General features: G+C 62.3%; 18 protein-coding genes and 2 pseudogenes. 11 read left to right on the forward strand and 9 right to left on the reverse strand.

Annotated elements, in window-relative coordinates:
* The first annotated feature begins 76 nt into the window (after positions 1–76).
* Positions 77–970, forward strand: coding sequence for a dihydrodipicolinate synthase family protein (locus ABE456_RS20145; protein ID WP_346645484.1), 894 nt, complete (start codon positions 77–79; stop codon positions 968–970).
* 19 nt (positions 971–989) lie between these two features.
* The gene (locus ABE456_RS20150; RefSeq protein WP_346645485.1) at positions 990–2,315 is read left to right on the forward strand and encodes an FAD-binding oxidoreductase; all 1,326 of its coding nucleotides are present in this window, start codon (positions 990–992) and stop codon (positions 2,313–2,315) included.
* 177 nt (positions 2,316–2,492) lie between these two features.
* Here ABE456_RS20150 and ABE456_RS20155 read toward each other — a convergent pair.
* Positions 2,493–2,747, reverse strand: a pseudogene (locus tag ABE456_RS20155) (MFS transporter); the annotation flags it as partial.
* Between the two features lie 115 nt (positions 2,748–2,862).
* Positions 2,863–4,095, reverse strand: a complete 1,233-nt coding sequence (locus ABE456_RS20160) for an aromatic ring-hydroxylating dioxygenase subunit alpha (RefSeq protein ID WP_346645486.1) — start codon at positions 4,093–4,095, stop codon at positions 2,863–2,865.
* Positions 4,096–4,589: 494 nt separating this feature from the next.
* Here ABE456_RS20160 and ABE456_RS20165 point away from each other — a divergent pair.
* A pseudogene (locus ABE456_RS20165) lies at positions 4,590–4,784 on the forward strand (oxaloacetate decarboxylase); the annotation flags it as partial.
* Between the two features lie 92 nt (positions 4,785–4,876).
* Entirely contained in the window at positions 4,877–5,416 is a 540-nt protein-coding gene (locus ABE456_RS20170; protein WP_346645487.1) for an Rrf2 family transcriptional regulator, read from the forward strand.
* 116 nt (positions 5,417–5,532) lie between these two features.
* Here the strand turns inward: ABE456_RS20170 and ABE456_RS20175 are convergent, their stop codons facing one another.
* Both ABE456_RS20175 and argC read right to left on the reverse strand, forming a co-directional pair.
* The gene (locus ABE456_RS20175; protein ID WP_346645488.1) at positions 5,533–6,219 is read right to left on the reverse strand and encodes a GNAT family N-acetyltransferase; all 687 of its coding nucleotides are present in this window, start codon (positions 6,217–6,219) and stop codon (positions 5,533–5,535) included.
* 79 nt (positions 6,220–6,298) lie between these two features.
* On the reverse strand, positions 6,299–7,240 hold the full coding sequence (gene argC, locus ABE456_RS20180; RefSeq protein WP_346645489.1) for an N-acetyl-gamma-glutamyl-phosphate reductase: 942 nt from the start codon (positions 7,238–7,240) through the stop codon (positions 6,299–6,301).
* A 146-nt stretch (positions 7,241–7,386) separates the two neighbouring features.
* Between argC and ABE456_RS20185 the strand changes: the two genes are divergently transcribed.
* Entirely contained in the window at positions 7,387–8,268 is an 882-nt protein-coding gene (locus tag ABE456_RS20185; protein WP_346645490.1) for a LysR family transcriptional regulator, read from the forward strand.
* A 22-nt stretch (positions 8,269–8,290) separates the two neighbouring features.
* On the opposite strand, the gene ABE456_RS20190 is transcribed toward ABE456_RS20185, so the two are convergent.
* Together ABE456_RS20190 and ABE456_RS20195 are read right to left on the reverse strand one after the other, a co-directional pair.
* Positions 8,291–8,497, reverse strand: coding sequence for a 4-oxalocrotonate tautomerase family protein (locus ABE456_RS20190; RefSeq protein ID WP_346645491.1), 207 nt, complete (start codon positions 8,495–8,497; stop codon positions 8,291–8,293).
* An 18-nt stretch (positions 8,498–8,515) separates the two neighbouring features.
* Positions 8,516–9,250, reverse strand: coding sequence for an SDR family oxidoreductase (locus tag ABE456_RS20195; RefSeq protein ID WP_346645492.1), 735 nt, complete (start codon positions 9,248–9,250; stop codon positions 8,516–8,518).
* Positions 9,251–9,374: 124 nt separating this feature from the next.
* Between ABE456_RS20195 and ABE456_RS20200 the strand changes: the two genes are divergently transcribed.
* Together ABE456_RS20200 and ABE456_RS20205 are read left to right on the forward strand one after the other, a co-directional pair.
* Positions 9,375–10,295, forward strand: coding sequence for a LysR family transcriptional regulator (locus tag ABE456_RS20200; protein WP_346645493.1), 921 nt, complete (start codon positions 9,375–9,377; stop codon positions 10,293–10,295).
* 93 nt (positions 10,296–10,388) lie between these two features.
* A complete protein-coding gene (locus tag ABE456_RS20205; protein WP_346645494.1) occupies positions 10,389–10,661 on the forward strand; it encodes a hypothetical protein in 273 nt (90 codons plus the stop codon).
* Positions 10,662–10,725: 64 nt separating this feature from the next.
* Here ABE456_RS20205 and ABE456_RS20210 read toward each other — a convergent pair whose 3' ends face one another.
* On the reverse strand, positions 10,726–11,376 hold the full coding sequence (locus ABE456_RS20210; RefSeq protein ID WP_346645495.1) for a TIGR04211 family SH3 domain-containing protein: 651 nt from the start codon (positions 11,374–11,376) through the stop codon (positions 10,726–10,728).
* A 270-nt stretch (positions 11,377–11,646) separates the two neighbouring features.
* Here ABE456_RS20210 and ABE456_RS20215 point away from each other — a divergent pair, with 270 nt between their 5' ends.
* Both ABE456_RS20215 and ABE456_RS20220 read left to right on the forward strand, forming a co-directional pair.
* Positions 11,647–12,990: an OprD family porin gene (locus ABE456_RS20215; RefSeq protein ID WP_346645496.1), complete on the forward strand. Its 1,344-nt coding sequence runs from the start codon at positions 11,647–11,649 to the stop codon at positions 12,988–12,990.
* Positions 12,991–13,167: 177 nt separating this feature from the next.
* The gene (locus tag ABE456_RS20220) at positions 13,168–13,716 is read left to right on the forward strand and encodes a TetR family transcriptional regulator (protein ID WP_346645497.1); all 549 of its coding nucleotides are present in this window, start codon (positions 13,168–13,170) and stop codon (positions 13,714–13,716) included.
* A gap of 18 nt (positions 13,717–13,734) precedes the next feature.
* On the opposite strand, the gene ABE456_RS20225 is transcribed toward ABE456_RS20220, so the two are convergent.
* Positions 13,735–14,922 (reverse strand): MFS transporter, encoded by a 1,188-nt coding sequence (locus ABE456_RS20225; RefSeq protein ID WP_346645498.1) that lies wholly within the window; start codon positions 14,920–14,922, stop codon positions 13,735–13,737.
* Between the two features lie 121 nt (positions 14,923–15,043).
* Between ABE456_RS20225 and ABE456_RS20230 the strand changes: the two genes are divergently transcribed.
* A complete protein-coding gene (locus tag ABE456_RS20230) occupies positions 15,044–15,523 on the forward strand; it encodes a VOC family protein (protein ID WP_346645499.1) in 480 nt (159 codons plus the stop codon).
* 190 nt (positions 15,524–15,713) lie between these two features.
* On the opposite strand, the gene ABE456_RS20235 is transcribed toward ABE456_RS20230, so the two are convergent.
* A complete protein-coding gene (locus ABE456_RS20235; protein ID WP_346645500.1) occupies positions 15,714–16,706 on the reverse strand; it encodes a LysR family transcriptional regulator in 993 nt (330 codons plus the stop codon).
* Between the two features lie 206 nt (positions 16,707–16,912).
* On the opposite strand from ABE456_RS20235, the gene dddP reads away from it, so the two are divergent.
* Entirely contained in the window at positions 16,913–18,259 is a 1,347-nt protein-coding gene (dddP, locus tag ABE456_RS20240) for a dimethylsulfonioproprionate lyase DddP (RefSeq protein WP_346645501.1), read from the forward strand.
* Positions 18,260–18,338: the final 79 nt, after the last annotated feature.

Below are 18,338 nucleotides of genomic sequence, written 5' to 3' on the forward strand. Positions count from 1 at the left end.
AGGCTTTTGCACAGAGCAGCAGAATGCTCAATGCCTTGGCTGGACTGACCAGTCGAAAACAATAAGGAGTTACCCAATGTCTGCATTCACGTTTTCCGGTGTGAACCTGGCCATCACCACCCCGTTCGATGCACAGGGCAAGATCGACTACGCGCGTTTCGAGCACCTGATCGAGCGGTATATCGCTGCGGGGGTGCATGGTTTCGTGCTCAGTTCCGGGACCGGGATGCATGTGTACCTGAGCAAGGATGAATCCAAGGAGCTGGTGGCCTTTGGCGCAAAGGTCATCAACGGCCGCGCCCGCGTTATTGCCCAGACATCCGCGTTGCTGGTCGAAGAGGTGGTCGAGCGTACCCGTCATGCCAAGGACTGCGGTGCCGACGGGGTGATGGTGCTTCCGCCGTTCTTCGAAGGCCCGACCGATGACCAGGGCATCATCGATTTCTATTCCAGCGTGTCTGAAGCCGGCCTGCCGATCATTGGCTACAACGTGCCCCAGGCCGTGGGTGTCGAGGTGACGCCAGCGCTGTTCAAGCAATTGAGCGCAATCCCCAACTTCGTCTCGGTCAAGGACAGCAGTGGCGACCTGGCGGCCCAGGCATCGCTGTCGCGTACTGGCCTGCCGACCATGAACGGCGCAGACCCGCTTGTACCTTACGCGCTGTTTGCCGGTGCGGCGGGGCTGATCTGGGGCGGCGCGAACATGGCACCGAAAACCTGCGTTGCCCTGGTGAATGCCGCCAGCGAAGGCAAGTGGGCAGAAGTCCAGCAGGTCTGGAAAAGCTTGGCCCCGGTGATGTCGCTGATCTGGCAGGGTGACTATGTGCAGTCGGTTTACGCCGGTGCGCAGATGATGGGCTTCGACGCGGGCAATCCACGACGGCCGTTGGCGCGCCTGGCCGAAGCGAAACACGGCGCCCTGCGTGAAGCACTGGCACCGCTGATTGAACTTGAAGCTTCGGCTTGCTGATCGCAGCGGAGTACTTAGCATGTACGTCGCTTCGAAATTGCCGAGCAACAATGGCAGCTCTGGCTGGGTCGAGATGTTGCCAGCGCGGCTGGCCAAGGCTGCACTGGGTAGCGCCGTCACGGCGGATGTCGCAATCATCGGCGGTGGCTTTGCCGGCTTCTCCGCAGCCCGCCAGCTGGTGCGCAGGGACCCTAGCCTGAAGGTTGTGCTGCTTGAGGCGGGCATCGTGGGCGAGGGCGCCTCGGGGCGTAACTCTGGGTTCATCATCGACCTGCCACACGAGGTCTCTGCCGAAGGCTTGGGCGCAGGCTCGCTCGAGCGTGCCAAGCGTGACATCAAGATGTACCGCACGGCTATCGACATGGGGCGTGAGCTGGCCGAGGCGCATGGCTGGGGCAAGGATGTGTTCGACCCGTGTGGCCGCTTCAGCGTCGCCCGCGGTACTCAAGGCGATGAGCATATCCTGTCCTACGGCAAGCAGCTGGATGCGCTCGGCGAGCGATACGAGCTGCTCGACACGCGGCAGATCGGCGAGGTAACAGGCAGTCCCGCCTATACCTCCGCCATGTTCATGCCCGGCACTGTGATGATCCAGCCGGCGGCCTATGTGCGGCGCTTTGCCGATGCACTGGAGGGGGCGGTGCAAGTGTATGAGCAAACGCCGGCGCTGTCGTTCAAGCAGGTGGGTGGCGCCTGGGTGATCAAGACGCCGAAGGGCGTGGTGACGGCCGGCAAGATCATTCTGGCCAACAATGGTCACGCGCAGAGTTTCGGTTTCTTCAAGGGCAAGCTGCTGCACATATTTACCTATGCTTCGCTGAGCGAGCGTTTCGACCCGAAACGCCTGCCGGGGCAGCGCACCTGGGCTGCGACACCGGCATTGCCGATGGGCACTACGGTACGGCGGATCAGCGATGGCGACAGTGACCGTATCCTGGTGCGCTGGCGCTACAGCTATAACCCGAGCCTGACCATCGGTGACGCCCAGGTGAACAGTGCCGGGCGTGTGCATGATGGCAAGTTCGCAACGCGCTTCCCCACCCTCAAGGAGTTGCGCATGGAGTATCGCTGGGGTGGCCCGATGGCGCTGACCTGGAACAGCGTGCCAGCGTTTGGCGAGGTGGCAAGGGGTGTGTTCTCGGCCTGTGGTTGCAACGGGCTTGGCGCCTCCAAGTCCAGTGCTGCCGGGATCGCGGCAGCCGACCAGGCACTGGGTGTGCGCAGCGAGCTGGTGGAAATCTTCACCGGCTTTGACAAGCCCAAACAGTTGCCGCCGCAGCCGTTCCTGACCATCGGTGCCAAGGCCAATATGAAGCTCAAGGAACTCAGGGCCGGGGATGAGTGACGCTGGCCGGCGATCCATGCATTGATGTTTGAACACCAGGGCCGCATTGCGGCCCTTTTGCTGTTAGTGCAAAGACCGTGTCGGCCCTTTCGCGCCGAACCGCCGCGAAGAGGCCAGTATTGACAACACAGGGAGGCCAGGTGCGGAACTCCGTCAGAACAGCAATGGCCTTGCAGCTCAGCCCAGCGATGCCGCTTGTTGCAGATTCAGCGAGCGTGTTTCCGGTGCCAGTGCCCAGGACATGAACAGGCCGACGAACGAAACGAAGGTGGCGATGTACATGGTTTGCGCGATGCCCAGCGAGTCCAGCGAGAGGGGTACCAGGTAGCTGCCGACGGCCGCACCGATGCGGGAAACGGAGGTGCCGATACCAACGGCGAAGGTGCGGATTTCGGTCGGGAAGATTTCGTTGGGGTAGACCAGCACCAGCAAGTACCGCAGTGTATTTTTCTGCAAGGCGTCCGAGCGAAGAGTTCGCAGGAGGGCTGGTGTCGATACGATAGTCAGGCGGCGGTGCCAGCACATGGCTGGCCCACCGCCAGGCGGATCAGATGATTCGGTTCGATGCCGCTTCGGTAAGGCGCCGGGTCATCAGTTCGCAATACCAGTCGACAAACTGGCATACGCCGTTTTCGATGAGCGACGAATACGGCCCGGGAATGTAGGCGGGGGAGGTAACACCGATCTGCGTGCCTTCAACCAGCCGGCGGTCCTGATCGTTTGTGGCAATCCACACTTTGGTCAGCCGGTCGATGTCATAGTCGACCCCTTCCTGAGCATCCTTGGGCACCAGCCATTTGGTCGTCACCACGGTTTCGCCAGGTCCGACCGGCAATACACGGAAGCTCAAGGCGTGGTCGCCGAGAAAGTGGTTCCAGGTAGAAGGGTAGTTGAAGTACAACAGCGCACCGATGTTGTCCACGCCGCTGCGATCAAGGCGCTTGGTTACGGCTGGCTTGCCGTCCATGGTATAGCTGCTGGCCCCTGGGTTGAGCGGGATGCGGGTCATGCGAAACTGGCCGCCAGGGTCCATGACCAGGCGGCTCGCCAGGCCCGCCGCCTCCAGGGTATCGCAGTATTCGGCGAAGACCGGGTCCTCTGCGCTTCCCACGCCCTGTACCGAGGCTAGCTCGGTGTAGCTGCACAGCAGTTCGGGGTGGGTACCGTCGCAGTGGTAGCATTCACGGTTGTTTTCGAACACCAGTTTCCAGTTGCCCTTTTCCACCAGGTTGGATTCGAAAGCGACTTTGCAGTCCTCGAGGTAGTGGGGGCCGATGAAAGGCGAAACGGCACTGCGGAACTTTTCAAAGTCTGGTGCCACCTTGGCCACGCAGACATAGATGTAGCTATGGACCACTTCGCAGTGCACCGGGGTGAGGCTATGTTCCGTCGGGTCGAAATCCGTACCCATGTTGCCGGCATACAGCAATTTGCCGTCCAGTTCGAATGTCCATTTATGGTACGGACACACCAGTTTGGCCACTTTGCCTTTGGCCTCGGTGCATACTTTTGAACCGCGATGGCGACAGGCATTATGGAAGGCCCGCACCGTACCATCTTTACCGCGTACCATCACCACTGGATACTCGCCAATCTGCAGTGTCAGGTATTCGCCCGGCTTTTCCATTTCAAAGGTATGGCCGGCAAAGATCCACTCTTTGTACCAAATGTGCTCAAGGTCCTGCTGGTAAAGCAGCGGGTCCATATAAGCTGCACCAGGTAGCCCATGTTGCGGCTCACGTTGTTTTATCAGGTCTAATCCAGCGGTGTACGTTTGCATTTTTATTTGCACTCCTTAAACAACAACGCTTAGCAACAGACAACAGCCAAGACGCGCACGGAAATACGCCAGTGATTGAACAACCCGAAGTGGAGGTTGAGCAGTCACTGATCGCGTTGAGTTAGTTATTTGCCTGAACCGAGTCTAGTGAACAGGCGGTTACAGCGGAATCAATCTTTAGTAGGTCGCAGTGATAACCAAATCTCATGGCACGTGCCGGGCTGTGCCTGCCTTGTCGGCTTGCATTCAATCTTGAACTGAAGGTGCCTCAGTAGCTGGCAACCGGTGTACCAAACTGCTCGCGGTCCGGGTTCTCATCCATGTAGATGGGTAGAGTGATTCTTCTACCTTCGTTAATAGGCATGGAGCGACTTTTGCGTCGCGCCCCCGTTCAAGGCGTTAACGCCATGCGTCCAGGCTGTCCCCTGACCGCTCCGCGTTATGGCGTAATGCGAATGCCCATCGACAACATGCCCTCGAGGTAGCTATGCAGAAGTGCAATGCGCACCTTAGCGGAGTTGGAGCGAGCCGGTGTTGCCGTGCTGACGTCAGAAGACACATTGCTGCCGGCCCAGTTCGGTCATAAGCCCTTCGAGTTGATCAACGTTGACGAGGGGGTAGGGAAAGTTCGTGCGGCTCAGGAGTCTCGGGGCGATAGCGCTCTGGCAATAATTGCCCGAACCCATGCAAGCGCTCAGCCTTTGACCACAGTCATTGAGCAAGTTTTGCCAGCACTGGAGTATCGGCGTACAATTTACGACAAAGTTGGTCGGAGATTGATATGTCGCTTTACAGTGCGGGCGTCGAGTACGGCATCCATTGCCTGCTGTTCCTGGTGGACGAGCGCGGTGACACGCGCGATTCCAGCGTGCGTGACCTGGCGGAGTTGCAGGGCGTGCCGCAGGAATACCTGGCCAAGGTGTTCACCAAGCTGGCCCGCGCCGGGCTGGTAGCTGCCACCGAAGGTGTGCGTGGCGGCTTCCGCCTGGCGCGGCCGGCGGCTGAAATCACCGTGCTGGATATCGTCAATGCCATCGACGGGCCGAAGAAGATCTTCGACTGCCGCGAGGTGCGCGAGCGCTGCAGCCTGTTCGACGGTTCGCCGCCGGGCTGGGCGACCGAGGGCACCTGCGCGATCCATGCCGTAATGCTGGGGGCGCAGAAACGTATGGAAGAGGCGTTGGCGCAGCAGACTGTTCTGGAACTGGCAATGCGCTTTGGGCGCAAGGCACCGGCCGAGTTCGGGCAGCAGGTCAATACCTGGATGGGCGAGCGACGGGAAGGTAAAGGGGGCGGAGATATACCGGTAAGCCAGGTCTGAATGTGTTGCCTGTGCCTGGCTCTTCGCGGGTAAACCCGCTCCCACAGGTACCTCACACAACCCGAAGATTGTGATATCCCTGTGGGAGCGGGTTTACCCGCGAAGAGGCCCTCGGATCAATGCACGGTCTTGCGCTGCCGCACACATTCCTGTGCCTGAGCAGCAAGCTCATCCAGCCGCTCATCGCGCATCTGTTCGGCTTCGATCATCGCATCCTCGCCCTGCTGGTTGAGCAGGTAGGTGTGAATCTGCATCACTTCAGCCGTCTGGTAGATCGGCGCAATGTCCAGGCGCCCGATCAACGCGCCGCTGGCCTGCCCGGTACTGCTCATCAGCACCTGCGGCCCACTGGCGGCCACCACCTGCATACCCATCGCCTCGAACCATGGCACCTGGTTGACGAAGGCATTCATCTCCACACAGGCATGGCGTGCCTGCAAGTCGCCCAGCAAGGCGCGGGCTATGCCCTGACGGCGATGGCTGGCACGTACGGCGAGGAATGCCAGTGCACACGCCTGCTCATCGTCTTCGGCCGGCAGCGACAGGGCAAAGCCCAGCAACTGGTCCGGTGCTTCGGCATCCAGCGCCAGGGTCAGCGCCACGGCCAAGCCGCGGGTGCCGTCCAGCGCTTGCAGGTACTGGTGCACCTCCATGCCGACGCCGTACTGGTACAGCGGGTACAGTGGGTTGTCGGCGGTGATGGCAACACTGCTCAGTTCGCCGACATGGTGGATCACCAGCTCGCGGATCTGGTTCTGGAAAGATTCGGGCGGCACGCTGTCGAGGCGGCTCAGGATGAACATCGGGGACGGGCTCCGGCGGGTAGATATACGGCCCGCGCCGTGCTGGCGCGGGCTATACAGTCTAACCGGTTTTGCCGGTTCAGCCTTGTACCTGAAGTGCACCTAGCATCAGGTCAAGGTTTTGCACCGCCGCGCCGGAGGCACCTTTGCCGAGGTTGTCGAATACCGCGCTCAGCAGTACCTGGCCATGCTCAGGGTTGGCGTACAGCGCCAGGCGCAGGTCGTTGCTGTCGTTCAAGGCTTCGGGGTCGAGGTTCGCTGCTGCGCCGTGCTGGTGCAGGGGCATTACCTGGACGTGACGGGCACCCTGATAGTGCTGCTCCAGGCAGGCCTGTAGCTGCTCGGCGCTGACCTGGCCGGGCAACAGGCGCAATTGCAGCGGGATGCTCAGCACGATGCCTTGGCGGTAGGCGCCGTAGCCGGGCATGAACATAGGCCGTGCAGACAGCCCGGCGTGTTGCTGGATCTCCGGCACATGTTTGTGTGCCAGATCCAGGCCGTACAGCTGCAGGGCAGGGGCTTTGTCGGCGCCGGGCTGTTCGTGGCGCTCGACCGCAGCGCGGCCACCGCCGGAGTAGCCAGAGATGGCGTGGATGCTCAGCGGGTAGTCCGTCGGCAGCAGGCCAGCCTTGACCAAGGGGCGCAGCAGGGCAATGGCCCCGGTGGGGTAGCAGCCGGGGTTACTGACGCGCTTGCTGTGCGCGATGCGCTCGGCTTGCTGTTCATCCAGCTCTGGCAGGCCATAGACCCAGCCTGGGCTGGTGCGGTGCGCGGAGCTGGCGTCAATCACCCGCACCTGCGGGTTGTGGATGGCCGTCACAGCCTCGCGAGCGGCGGCGTCGGGCAGGCACAGCAGGGCGATGTCGGCGCTGTTGATGGCCTCGCGGCGACGTTGCGGGTCTTTGCGCTCGGCTTCCGGCAGGGTCAGCAGGCGCAGGTCACTGCGGCCTTGCAGGCGGGCATGGATCTGCAGGCCGGTGGTGCCTTGGTCACCGTCGATGAAGACAACAGGGGTGTGCATGGTCGGGTCCGGTCGGGGAGGGGATTGCCTATGCTCGCTTGTAGCCTTGGTAAAGGAAATTTGAATATCATGATGCTGATATTCATATTTGCTGAATGAAGGTGGTTGTGGGAGCGGGCTCACCCGCGAACAGGCCGGCACAGACAATGCGCGAAATCAGCCTCGACCGCCTCCGCACCCTGGTGGTCATCACTGACCTTGGTTCCTTTGCCGAGGCAGCCCGCCAGCTCAACCTGGCGCCGCCCACCATCAGCCTGCACGTGGCCGAACTGGAGGCGCGCATTGGCGCCCCGTTGCTCACTCGCGCCCGTGGCCAGGTACGGCCTACGGCTATTGGTGAAACGCTACTGGCGCGGGCCCGCCGCCTGCTGGCCGACGCCGACCTGGCGCTGGACGAAGTACGCCGGCAAGTCGAGGGGCTTACCGGGCGGGTACGCCTGGGCGCTTCGACCGGTGCCATCGCCCACTTGCTGCCGCAGGCGCTGGAGCACTTGCGTGTGGAGCACCCAGGAATTGACGTGCAGGTGCAGGTGCTAACGTCGCAGGCTTCGCTGGCGCGCTTGCGTGAGGGCACACTGGATATCGGCCTGGTGGCCTTGCCGCAGGTGGCCGGCAAAGGGCTGACGGTCACCCCCTGGCGGCGTGACCCGATCCTGGCCTACGTGCCGGCTGACTGGCAGCCACCGGCCAAGGTCACGCCGGCCTGGCTGGCGCAGCGGGCGTTGATCCTCAACGACAGCAGCACCCAGCTGTCGCGGGTGACCGGGGAGTGGTTCGCGGCAGCGGGGTTGTACCCCGAGCCGCGAATCGAGTTGAACTATAACGATGCGATCAAGAGCCTGGTCGGGGCCGGATACGGAGCCACGTTATTGCCGCAAGAGGGTGAGGCAGCCGAACTGGACCGGCGCATTGCCCGCCGACCGCTGCGGCCGGGGTTGTGGCGGCAGTTGGGCATTGCCTGCCGGGAAGGGCAGGTGGAGCGGGCCACGGGGTATGTGTTGCAGGCGTTGGAGCGGTTGCGGCAGTAGGGGCTGCTGAGCAGCCCCGGCTTCAACCCCGCTCTCGCGCCCGCACCACCGTCACCGTCTCCCCACCCACCCCCCAGTTATCAGTCGGCACCTCCTCGATCACCACAAAGGTACTGGCCGGTGGCTTGCCCAGCACCTGTTGCAGCATGCGGGTGGTCTGCTCGATCAGCTGGCGTTTGTGCTCAGTGGTAACCCCTTCATCGGTCACGCAAATATGTACATAAGGCATGGTTGCTTGCTCCTCTGTTCAGTGCCAGGTGCCTGCGGTGCTACCGCCATCCACCGGCAGGATTACACCGCTGACAAAGCGTGAATCGGCCAAATACAGCACCGCGTCCACCACATCCTGGGGCGAGCCGGTGCGGCCACTAGGTGATAGCGCACCCAGCCCCTGCACGTTGCCGCCATGCAGCGGTGTGTCGATGATCCCAGGCGCCACGGCATTCACCTGCACGCCGCTGGCCGCCAGTTCCAGTGCCAGGCCTTTCACCGCCTGGTTCAGGCCACCCTTGACCAGCACTGGCAGCAGCGCTGGTACGCGGGTGTCCGGTTGCAGGGCGATGGACGCAGTAATGGCGATGATCTGCCCGTGCCCTTGCTCAGCCATGACTCGCGCCGCTTCTTGAGCTGGGTAGAAGAAGCCCTTGAGGTTGGTGCCGACCAGTGTGTCGACATCCGTTTCGCTGTACTCGACAAAGGGTTTGGCAATGAAGATACCGGCGTTGTTGATCAGGATGTCGACGCCGCCAAAGCGCTGCAGGGCTGTGGCAAACAACTGCGTTGCCGTGCTTGCCTCGGCGATGTCACCCGCCACGCCGATGAAACGCGATGGGTTGCCGAGGTGGGCGGCCGCCTGCTCCAGGCGGGCCTGGCTGCGGGCATTGCCGACCACGTTGTCGCCCCGTTCGAGGAAGGCCTCGGCCAAGGCGAAGCCCAGGCCGCTGGAGGCCCCGGTGATGATGACGGTGCGTGGCTTGTTCATGTGCATGATCTCCAGTGAAGTGAGCCATCGGCTCGGTGTGGCGCTACTGTAAGTCGCCACCAGCACTTGAAAAATGAGGCACAAGGCATTTCAATCGATACACCATGTAATCAATAGGGCCGCCATGACCCGCCATTTCGATGACCTGCAACTGGGCAGCCTGGAGCTGTTCTGCCTGGCCGCCGACAGCGGCAGCTTCACTGCCGCCGCCTCTGAAGCCGGTGTCACCCCGGCGGCGGTCAGCCGCAGTGTGGCACGCCTGGAAGAGCGCCTTGGGGTGCGCCTGTTTGTCCGTACTACCCGGCAGATGCGCCTGTCTGCGGCGGGCCAGGCCTATTACCAGCAATGCCGCCAAGCGCTGGGGCAACTGGTCGAGGCCGAGCGCCAGGTGGCGGGCGGGCAGCTCGAGCCGAGCGGCCGCCTGCGCATCAGTGCGCCCACGCCCTATGCCCATCACCGGCTGTTGCCGCTGCTGCCGCGTTTTCGTCAGCGTTACCCGAAGGTGCAAGTGGATGTGCATGTCAGCAACCGCAACGTCGACTTCGCCGAAGAGCCCTTTGACCTGGCCATTCGTGGCCGCGAGCCGGCTGATTCACGGCTGGTGGCGCGCCGCCTGGAAGACGCCGAACTGGTGGTGGTGGCTACGCCGGGCTACCTGGCCCGAGCCGGTACGCCGCAGGTACCCCACGACCTGCTGCAGCACGAGTGCATCCAGTTCGAAATGCCCAGCAGCGGCCGTCGCCCGCCGTGGAGCTTTCGCCAGGATGGCCGCCAGATAGAGATCGAAACCCAAGGTGCGTTCACCTGCCTGGGCGACTTCCTCGCCACCACTACCTTGGTACGCCATGGCGGTGGGTTGATGCAGGCTTACCGGTTTACCGTGCAGGACGCCTTGGCCCGTGGCGAATTGGTGGAAGTGCTCGGTGAGTTTGGCGGGACCTCGCGGCCGTTCATGCTGATCTACCCCCAGGCCCGGCACATGCCATTGCGCGTGCGGGTGTTCATCGATTTCCTGTTCGCCGAGGCTGGGCTACCGCTGGGCTGAAGCGATGCGGAGCAGGCACGGGGCAACTATGCTTTTTCCTGCGTCGAGCCGAATGCACCTCGACGAACCTTATGGTTTCCAGGAGAACGCTCCATGAAATCCACGAAATGCATCCCCTTGCTGGTGATTGCCTCTGTCCTCAGTTTTGCCGCACACGCAGACCCTGCGAGCAACTGTGCGGCCAAGATCAAGGAGCTTGAGGATTTCCACAAGGCCAGTGGCCAGGCGATGCATGGCGGCATGGCCCATGACTTCAAAGTCCATCTGCAAAATGCAAAGGATGCTCAGAGCAAGGGTGATATGACCCAGTGTCAGGCCTCAGCGGACCAAGCCAAGTCCATCTATAACAAGGCACGTAGCAAGTAGTGGCATTTTTGCATTGGCCCCATCGCGGGCTTGCCCGCGAAGAGGCCAGTGCAGGATGGCCCAGTCAGAACCAGCGATCGTTCTTCTTGCGCCCCCGGGTCAGCGCCGGCAGGATCAGCCCCACCAGCAGGCCCGCGCCGGCAATGCTGCCGCCATACACCATGTAGCGCATCATCACCTGCTTGTTCTCATCCCCCAGGCGTGCCTGGGTATCGCGCAGCTCCGACTGGCTCTGGTCGAGCTGCTCGTTCAGCGCCTTGTTGCGCGCCTCCAGTTCGTCGATCAGCTTTTTGCGTGAATCGAGCGTTTCCTGCATGCCTTGTACGCGGTTCTTCCAGCTGTCGTCGATGGTCTTCAACTGCCCGGTCAGGTCGGCGACCTGCGCGTCGAGCTGCGGCAGGCGCTCGCTCTGGCCAGGCACTGCCTGCAAGTCGTTGCTGAGGATCCACACTAAATCACCATTTTGCCCACGCACCTGGCTGTAGTTGCCCTGGCTGCCGATCAGGGTCAGCTTCTGCCCGGACTTGAGGGTGCCGACGATGCGGTGCCCGTCGGTCGGGCCGCTACGCACATAGGTGCTCAGGCTGTCGCTGACCCAGCGTGCATCGCTGGCAGGCTCTTCGGCGTGCACCGGGGCGGCAAGGGCCACCAGGGCGGCGATCAGGCCGCCGCGCAGGGCAGGGAGGGCGGAAGCTGTTGGGCGGGAATCGGGCATGTTGGGTCTTCGCTGAAACAGGACAAAAGTAGGCCCGGTGACTGGGCCGATGAACCGGTCGGTGAGTTGACCGTCAGCGAAAGACCGTTTTTTTGTCAGCAGGTTCACTACCTGAGGTCGGAAATGTCTGCAGGATGTTGCAGAGCCCGACCCAGAGCGCTTCGCCGCCGATGACGCAATTGTAATGCGCCAATCACCTTGGCGTTATCTGCCAGCCGTCAATCTCGGCCCGCCGACACAACAATAAATGCGACGTTCAAGGAGTATCGGATGACCTGCAGATCACCCCTGACACTGGCTACGTGCCTGGCGCTGGCCGGCGTCGGCAATCAGGCCATGGCCGCGGAGGACACCGCGGAAGGCTTCATCGAGGGCAGCACGCTCAGCGTCCTCAACCGCAACTTCTACTTCAACCGCGACAATCGCGATTCTGCGGCCCCCACGCACAACCCCAACAAACAACCCGACAATGGCTACTCCGCAGCCTGGGCCCACGCCGTCATCACCCGTTTCGAATCGGGCTTCACCCAGGGCACCATAGGCGTTGGCCTGGATGCGTTCGCCATGCTCGGTCTCAAGCTCGACACCGGCGGTGGCCGCAACGGCGGGCGCAGTTCGTTCGATGTGCTGCCAGTTGATCGCGACGGCCAGGCCCGCGACGAATACACCAAGGTTGGTGGCGCGGCCAAGGTGCGACTGTTCGATACGGTACTGAAAGTCGGCGATGTGTTCCCGGCCAACCCGGTGGTCGCCGCTGGCGACTCACGGCTGCTGCCGGAAAGCTTCCGGGGCGTGACCCTGGAGAACACCAGCATCAAGGACCTGACCATGCAGGCCGGGCGCCTGCATGCCATGAGCCAGCCGGTGTCCAGCGACCTGAGGGAAAACTTCGCAACCTTTTACGGCGGCCCGGTCGATTCGCCGTGGGTCGCCTATGGCGGTGGTGACTACACGCTCAACGAGCATGTCAGCGTCAGCCTGTTCAGCAGCCGCCTCAAGGATGTGTGGAACCAGTACTACGCCGGCACCAGCCTGAGTTGGCCGCTGAGCGATGAGTTGGCGCTGATTGGTGGCTTCAACTACTACAAGGCCGTTGACGAGGGGCAGCAGCGCCTTGGCGCCTTCGACAATGACATCTGGAGCGCCAAACTGGGCGTGCGCTTCGCTGCCCATACCCTGGCACTGTCACACCAGCGCAATAACGGCGACGACGACTTCGACTACCTGCGGCAGTCCGACTCGATCTTCCTCGACAACTCCATCCAGTACAGCGATTTCAACTCGCCCAAGGAGCGCTCGTGGATGTTGCGTTATGACCTGGACATGGCGGCCTACGGTATTTCCGGTCTGTCGTTCATGACGCGCTATGCCAAGGGCACCGATGCCGACTACTCCAATGCCAACGCCTTCTACATGCGCCGCGACGCCGAGGGCAACCCGCTTACTGACCAGAAACGCTGGGAGCGTGACATCGAGGTCAAGTACGTGGTGCAGACCGGCGCGGCCAAGGACTTGTCACTGCGTGTGCGCCAGGCCACCACTCGGGCCACGGCGTTTGAGTCGGACCTGGACGAAGTGCGGCTGATTGTGGAGTACCCGTTGTCGATTCTGTGAATTCACCTTGGCAGCCTTGTTGCTCCTTTGGTTTGGGTGGATATTTTGGCGCTCCGCATGGGGCGCTTTTTTTGCCCGGTTCACAGCAACCTTCAAGCATGCGTTGACCTGTGGGAGCGGCCTTGCGTAAGACCACAAGCTTGTTATCCTCGCCGCAACAGCCGCCGCGAGCTCCCCATGCCAAGACCCCGCAAGCAGGACATCAATACCCTCGACAGCAAAGCCATGATCATCGAGGCTGCGTTGCGCGTCATTCGCCAGGAGGGCGCAGGCTGCGCCACCTACCGGCGCATCGCCGCCGAGGCCGGGGTGTCACCGGGGACCATGACTTACCACTTTGCCAACATCAACGAAATCGTCGCCGCCGCCTTCGTGAAGATGGCCGATGGCATCGCCGACCAGTATTTTCGCCAACTCAGCGAGGCCCGTGACCAGGCGCACGCACGCGAGCTGGTTGCCGACCTGATCTGTGGCGACCTGTGGAAGGCCTCGGGGCAGATGCTGCTGATCTTCGAGTTGTACACCTTCGTGTCCCGCCATCCGCAATACACCTACGTGATGGACGACTGGATGGCGCGCTCGCGCCAGGCCCTGCAGATGCATTTCGACGAGCAGACCGCACGGGCGCTGGACGCGTTGATCGAGGGGTTCACCATTCACAATGCCCTGAGCAAGACCGTGGTCAGCCGTGACGACATCCTGGCCTTGATCAAGGCCATCGCCTGACGCCGCGATGGCGCTGTTTCAGGCCACTTGCAGGCGCTTTTGTTCCTGCAATGCCGACGCCAGCACGAACGCGATCGCCACCAGCACCAAGACCGGCAGCATGGCCATGCGCAAGCCGTAGTGTTCGCCAAGAAAGCCCAGCATCGGTGGCCCGACCAGGAACGCCAGGTAGCCGGCGGTGGCTGCCAGGCGTACACGCTGGTCACTGTGATCACCGCTTTCACCGGCCGCCGAGATGGCCAGTGGGAAGCCCAGCGAGGCACCGATGCCCCACAGCATGACGGCGGCCGCCGCCACCCACTGCACATCGCAGAACACCACCAGGGCCAGGCTTAGCGCACCAAGCAGGGCGCTGGCGCGCAGGGTGACGGCGCGGCCGAAGCGGCCTACCACCGGTGCTCCGGCGAAGCGGCCGAGGGTCATGCCGACGGTGAATACCAGGTAGATCAGCGTGCCGGTGGTCTGGGCAAAGCCATGGCCGTCGATCATCAGCAATGGCAGCCAGTCGTTGGCGGCACCTTCGGCCAGGGCCATGGCCAGCACCACAAAGCCGATCAGCAACAAGCGGCGATCTTTCATCAGCCTCCACCAGGAGAAGCTGGCCTCGCTGCTGGCCTGTTGCGTGCTGGCTTGTTCGCTGGCGCGGGGCGCATGGCCAATCAATGCCAGAGTGGCCAGTGCCGACAGCACGGCCATGGCCAGCAGGTGCAGGTCCAGCGGCACGTCGCTGGCAGTCATGATCATGCCCGTCAGAGCACCAAGCAGAGTGCCGAGGCTGAAGAAGCCATGCAGGGTGGTCATGATCGGCGCATCGATCGCCCGCTCCACCGCCGCCCCCTCGATGTTCGCCGCGATGTCCGCCCAGCCCATGCCCAGGCCGAACAGCAGCAAGCCGGCGAAGGCACACCAGGCGCTGTTCAGGTCGCTGCTGGCAGCCAGCACACACAGGCCTGCCGACAGCCCGAGCAGGCCCAGGCAAATCACCCGGTTGGCGCCGAACCGGCCAATCACCCGGCCAGCACTGAGGATGCCGAGCATGGCGCCGGCGGAAAAGCCGAACAGGATCATGCCCATCTGCTCGGTTGAGGCCTGCAGGCCGTCACGCAGGGCAGGGGTGCGGGTTACCCAGCTGGCCAAGGTCAGGCCGGGTAGCAGGAACAGCAGATAGAGCGCGTAACGCGCCCAACGGGTGACGGGGGGCGGCATGGAGGGGCTCGCAGCAGAGAAATTATCGTACGGGTGTACAGTAAAATCGTACGGCTGTACGAGCCTGTGGTCAATGCCAGGACTAGACTGAAGAATTCACACTCATTCATGGAGCAAGACCATGACTGCCAAGAACACCATCTGCCTCTGGTATGACCACGACGCCGAAGAAGCGGCGAATTTCTACGCCAGCGTTTTCCCTGACAGCAAGGTGATTGCGGTGCATCAGGCGCCTGGCGACTACCCCTCGGGCAAGCAAGGTGACGTAATTACCGTAGAGTTCACCGTGATGGGGATTCCCTGCGTTGGGATCAATGGCGGCAAGGCATTCACCCACTGCGAAGCGTTTTCGTTCCAGGTCAGTACCGAGGACCAAGCCGAGACCGACCGCTTGTGGGATGCCATTGTCGAAAACGGTGGAGAAGCCAGTGTGTGCGGCTGGTGCAAGGACAAATGGGGAATTTCCTGGCAGATCACTCCGCGCATTCTCATCGAAGCTATCGGCCACCCGGATCGTGCGGCGGCCAAGCGGGCATTCGACGCGATGATGCAGATGGGCAAGATCGATGTGGCCGCAATAGAGGCCGCACTGAAGGGCTGATGCTATGTATTGCCTGTAATGGCCTCATCGCCGGCAAGCCCCACAGGTATCGCACCAGGCCCGAGGGCAGCACACCTCCTGTGGGAGCGGCTTGAGCCGCGAACACCGGCGCAGCCGGTGCCATCCTGCGCGGTGGATTCTTCGCGGGTAAACCCGCCCCCACAGGGTCAGTCAAAGTGATGGCTTCTGGTTATGCCTCTGCACCCGCCTCGTTTTCTTCATGCAATGACCAGTCAAATTGCTCGGCTAGCCAGTCGCGCACCTTGCAGCAACTGCTATCGCGGGCCTTGGCCTCGCTCATGCTCAGGTAGTGCAGGGTTTCGCGGTGCACCAGGGTTTCCTCTACCGGGCGTACCAGCACCCCTTGCTCCACCAGCGGCGCAACCAGGTAATGCCAGCCCAGCGCCACGCCTTGGTGGTTTTGCGCCAGTTGCAGCAGCAGGCTGAAGTCGTTGGCGTTGAACAGCAGTGGCGCGTCGACGTCGCGGCGGTTGAGGTCGATGTCCTGGTAGGCGAACCAGACTTTCCAGTCCACATGTTCGGCTACCTGTGATCGGCCGAAGGGGCTGAGGTTGAGCAAGGCGGTATCGCGCAGGCCTTCCAGGGTGCGGATTTCCGGGTGCTGCTCCAGATAGTGCGGGGTGCACACCGGGTAGATCACGTCGCACACCAACGGCTGGCTGAAATAGCCTTGGCCGCTCTTGGCCATCTTGCAGATGAGGATGTCCGGGTTGATGCCGTTTTCCAGGGTCAGGAAGTTCTGCGTCACCACGATGCTCAGGTCGATCTCGGGGTAGGTAGCAAAGAACGCCGGCAGCTTCGGCCCCAGCCAGAAGTTGGCGAAGGCCGGTGAACAGCACAGGGTCACCTGCTGCTTGGGGCTGTCGGTATGGCGAATGCGTTCGGCAGCCTGGGCGATGTTGGTAAACGACAACTGCACCGCATCGTAGAAGATCGACCCCGCTGGGGTCAGCTCGACGGCGCGCCCGGCGCGGTTGAACAGTTCTGCGCCCAGGTGTTCTTCAAGGTCGCGGATCTGCCGGCTGATGGCCGCCTGGGTAACGCACAGGGCCTCTGCCGCACGGGTGAAGTTCTGGTAGCGGGCGGCGGCGACGAAGGCCTTGACCGCACGCAGGGAAGGCATCTTGATCAGGGTCTGATCGGGTTGGGTGTGCTTGACCATACGTTTTTGTAATCAATAGGCCGTAGAAAATGTCGATGTATCGCGTTGCAGCCCTCGTCCTAGACTCAGTTGGCTAGCAGGAGGCTGCGCTGTTCATCGAAAAAGACTAATCGAATGAGCAAACGCATTAAAGCGCGATGAAGCGCATAGCGGCCCCCGATGCTCCGCTGTTTTCCAGACAATAAGAACCAGGAAATCCGCAAGCCATGATGACATCGCCGTTCTCGATCCCCGCTAACGCCCGCCGTATCGACCCGTCCCGCCAGCGCGCCGCCGCGCTCAAGGCCGATGGCTCGGCCGACGACAACGACCGCACCGAAATCGGCCCCACACCGCTGGCCTTCGCCGAATGGGCCGCGCTCGGCCTGCAGGCACCGCACCTGCCGAGCATGCGTGAGTACCGTTTGCAACGCATTTGTGAGCAACTGGTCGCCCGCGACCTGGGTGGCATCCTGCTGTTCGACCCGCTGAACATCCGCTACGCCACCGACACTACCAACATGCAATTGTGGACCACTCACAACCCGGCGCGCGCCTGTTTCGTCGCCGCCAGCGGCCATGTGGTGCTGTGGGACTTCCACGGTTGCGACCACCTTTCCGCGCACTTGCCGCTGGTTAGCGAGTTGCGCAGTGGCGCTTCGTTCTTCTACTTCGAAACCGGCGACCGTACCGAGGAACACGCCCGGCGCTTCTGCACCCAGGTCGACGAACTGCTACGCAGCCATGCCGGCAACAACCGCCGGCTGGCCGTGGACCGCATCGAAGTCGCCGGCCTGCGTGCCCTTGACGCCCTTGGCGTGCAAGTTCACAACGGCCAGGAGGTCACTGAGTTCGCCCGGCTGATCAAAGGCCCCGACGAAATCCTGGCCATGCGTTGCGCGGTGGCCTCCTGTGAAGCCGCGGTTGCCGAAATGCGCCACGCCATGCGCGCCGGTGCTACCGAGAACGATGTTTGGGCGACACTGCACAGCGGCAATATCCGCCGCGGCGGCGAGTGGATCGAAACCCGCATTCTCAGCTCCGGCCCGCGCACCAATCCCTGGTTCCAGGAGTCCGGCCCGCGGGTGCTCAGCGACGGCGACCTGCTGTCGTTCGACACTGACCTGATCGGTGTGTATGGCTTCTGCGTGGACATGTCGCGCAGCTGGATCTGCGGCGGCCTGGAACCCACGGCCGAGCAGAAACGCCTGTACCGCATCGCCCATGAGCACATCCACGTCAACGCCGAGATGGTCAAGCCTGGTGTGCGCTTCACCGAGCTCACCCGCAATGGCCATCGCCTGCCCGAAAGCTGCCGTGCCCAGCGTTACGGCGTAATGTTCCATGGTGTGGGGCTGTGCGACGAGTACCCGAGCATTCGCTACCCGGAAGACCTTGAATCCTATGGCTACGAAGGTGAGTTGCAGCCGGGCATGGCCCTGTGTGTGGAGGCCTATGTGGGTGAAGTGGGCGGGCGTGACGGGATCAAGCTGGAGAACCAGTTGCTGGTGACCGAAGACGGGTATGAGCTGTTGACCCATTACCCGTTCGAGGAAAGCTTCCTGCGTGATTGACAAGCGCAGCCTATCGCCGGCAAGCCAGCTCCCACAGGGATAGCGCAGCCCTCAAGGACAGCATAGAGCCTGTGGGAGC

Source organism: Pseudomonas sp. TWI929, from assembly GCF_039673335.1.
Taxonomy (GTDB): Bacteria; Pseudomonadota; Gammaproteobacteria; order Pseudomonadales; family Pseudomonadaceae; genus Aquipseudomonas.

What these genes read in the sequence shown, in the direction of transcription:
- ABE456_RS20145 (WP_346645484.1), top strand. Translation starts at nt 77, where the DNA reads ATGTCTGCATTCACGTTTTCCGGTGTGAACCTGGCCATCACCACCCCG.
- ABE456_RS20150 (WP_346645485.1), top strand. Translation starts at nt 990, where the DNA reads ATGTACGTCGCTTCGAAATTGCCGAGCAACAATGGCAGCTCTGGCTGG.
- ABE456_RS20160 (WP_346645486.1), bottom strand. Translation starts at nt 4,095, where the DNA reads ATGCAAACGTACACCGCTGGATTAGACCTGATAAAACAACGTGAGCCG.
- ABE456_RS20170 (WP_346645487.1), top strand. Translation starts at nt 4,877, where the DNA reads ATGTCGCTTTACAGTGCGGGCGTCGAGTACGGCATCCATTGCCTGCTG.
- ABE456_RS20175 (WP_346645488.1), bottom strand. Translation starts at nt 6,219, where the DNA reads ATGTTCATCCTGAGCCGCCTCGACAGCGTGCCGCCCGAATCTTTCCAG.
- argC (WP_346645489.1), bottom strand. Translation starts at nt 7,240, where the DNA reads ATGCACACCCCTGTTGTCTTCATCGACGGTGACCAAGGCACCACCGGC.
- ABE456_RS20185 (WP_346645490.1), top strand. Translation starts at nt 7,387, where the DNA reads ATGCGCGAAATCAGCCTCGACCGCCTCCGCACCCTGGTGGTCATCACT.
- ABE456_RS20190 (WP_346645491.1), bottom strand. Translation starts at nt 8,497, where the DNA reads ATGCCTTATGTACATATTTGCGTGACCGATGAAGGGGTTACCACTGAG.
- ABE456_RS20195 (WP_346645492.1), bottom strand. Translation starts at nt 9,250, where the DNA reads ATGAACAAGCCACGCACCGTCATCATCACCGGGGCCTCCAGCGGCCTG.
- ABE456_RS20200 (WP_346645493.1), top strand. Translation starts at nt 9,375, where the DNA reads ATGACCCGCCATTTCGATGACCTGCAACTGGGCAGCCTGGAGCTGTTC.
- ABE456_RS20205 (WP_346645494.1), top strand. Translation starts at nt 10,389, where the DNA reads ATGAAATCCACGAAATGCATCCCCTTGCTGGTGATTGCCTCTGTCCTC.
- ABE456_RS20210 (WP_346645495.1), bottom strand. Translation starts at nt 11,376, where the DNA reads ATGCCCGATTCCCGCCCAACAGCTTCCGCCCTCCCTGCCCTGCGCGGC.
- ABE456_RS20215 (WP_346645496.1), top strand. Translation starts at nt 11,647, where the DNA reads ATGACCTGCAGATCACCCCTGACACTGGCTACGTGCCTGGCGCTGGCC.
- ABE456_RS20220 (WP_346645497.1), top strand. Translation starts at nt 13,168, where the DNA reads ATGCCAAGACCCCGCAAGCAGGACATCAATACCCTCGACAGCAAAGCC.
- ABE456_RS20225 (WP_346645498.1), bottom strand. Translation starts at nt 14,922, where the DNA reads ATGCCGCCCCCCGTCACCCGTTGGGCGCGTTACGCGCTCTATCTGCTG.
- ABE456_RS20230 (WP_346645499.1), top strand. Translation starts at nt 15,044, where the DNA reads ATGACTGCCAAGAACACCATCTGCCTCTGGTATGACCACGACGCCGAA.
- ABE456_RS20235 (WP_346645500.1), bottom strand. Translation starts at nt 16,706, where the DNA reads ATGGTCAAGCACACCCAACCCGATCAGACCCTGATCAAGATGCCTTCC.
- dddP (WP_346645501.1), top strand. Translation starts at nt 16,913, where the DNA reads ATGATGACATCGCCGTTCTCGATCCCCGCTAACGCCCGCCGTATCGAC.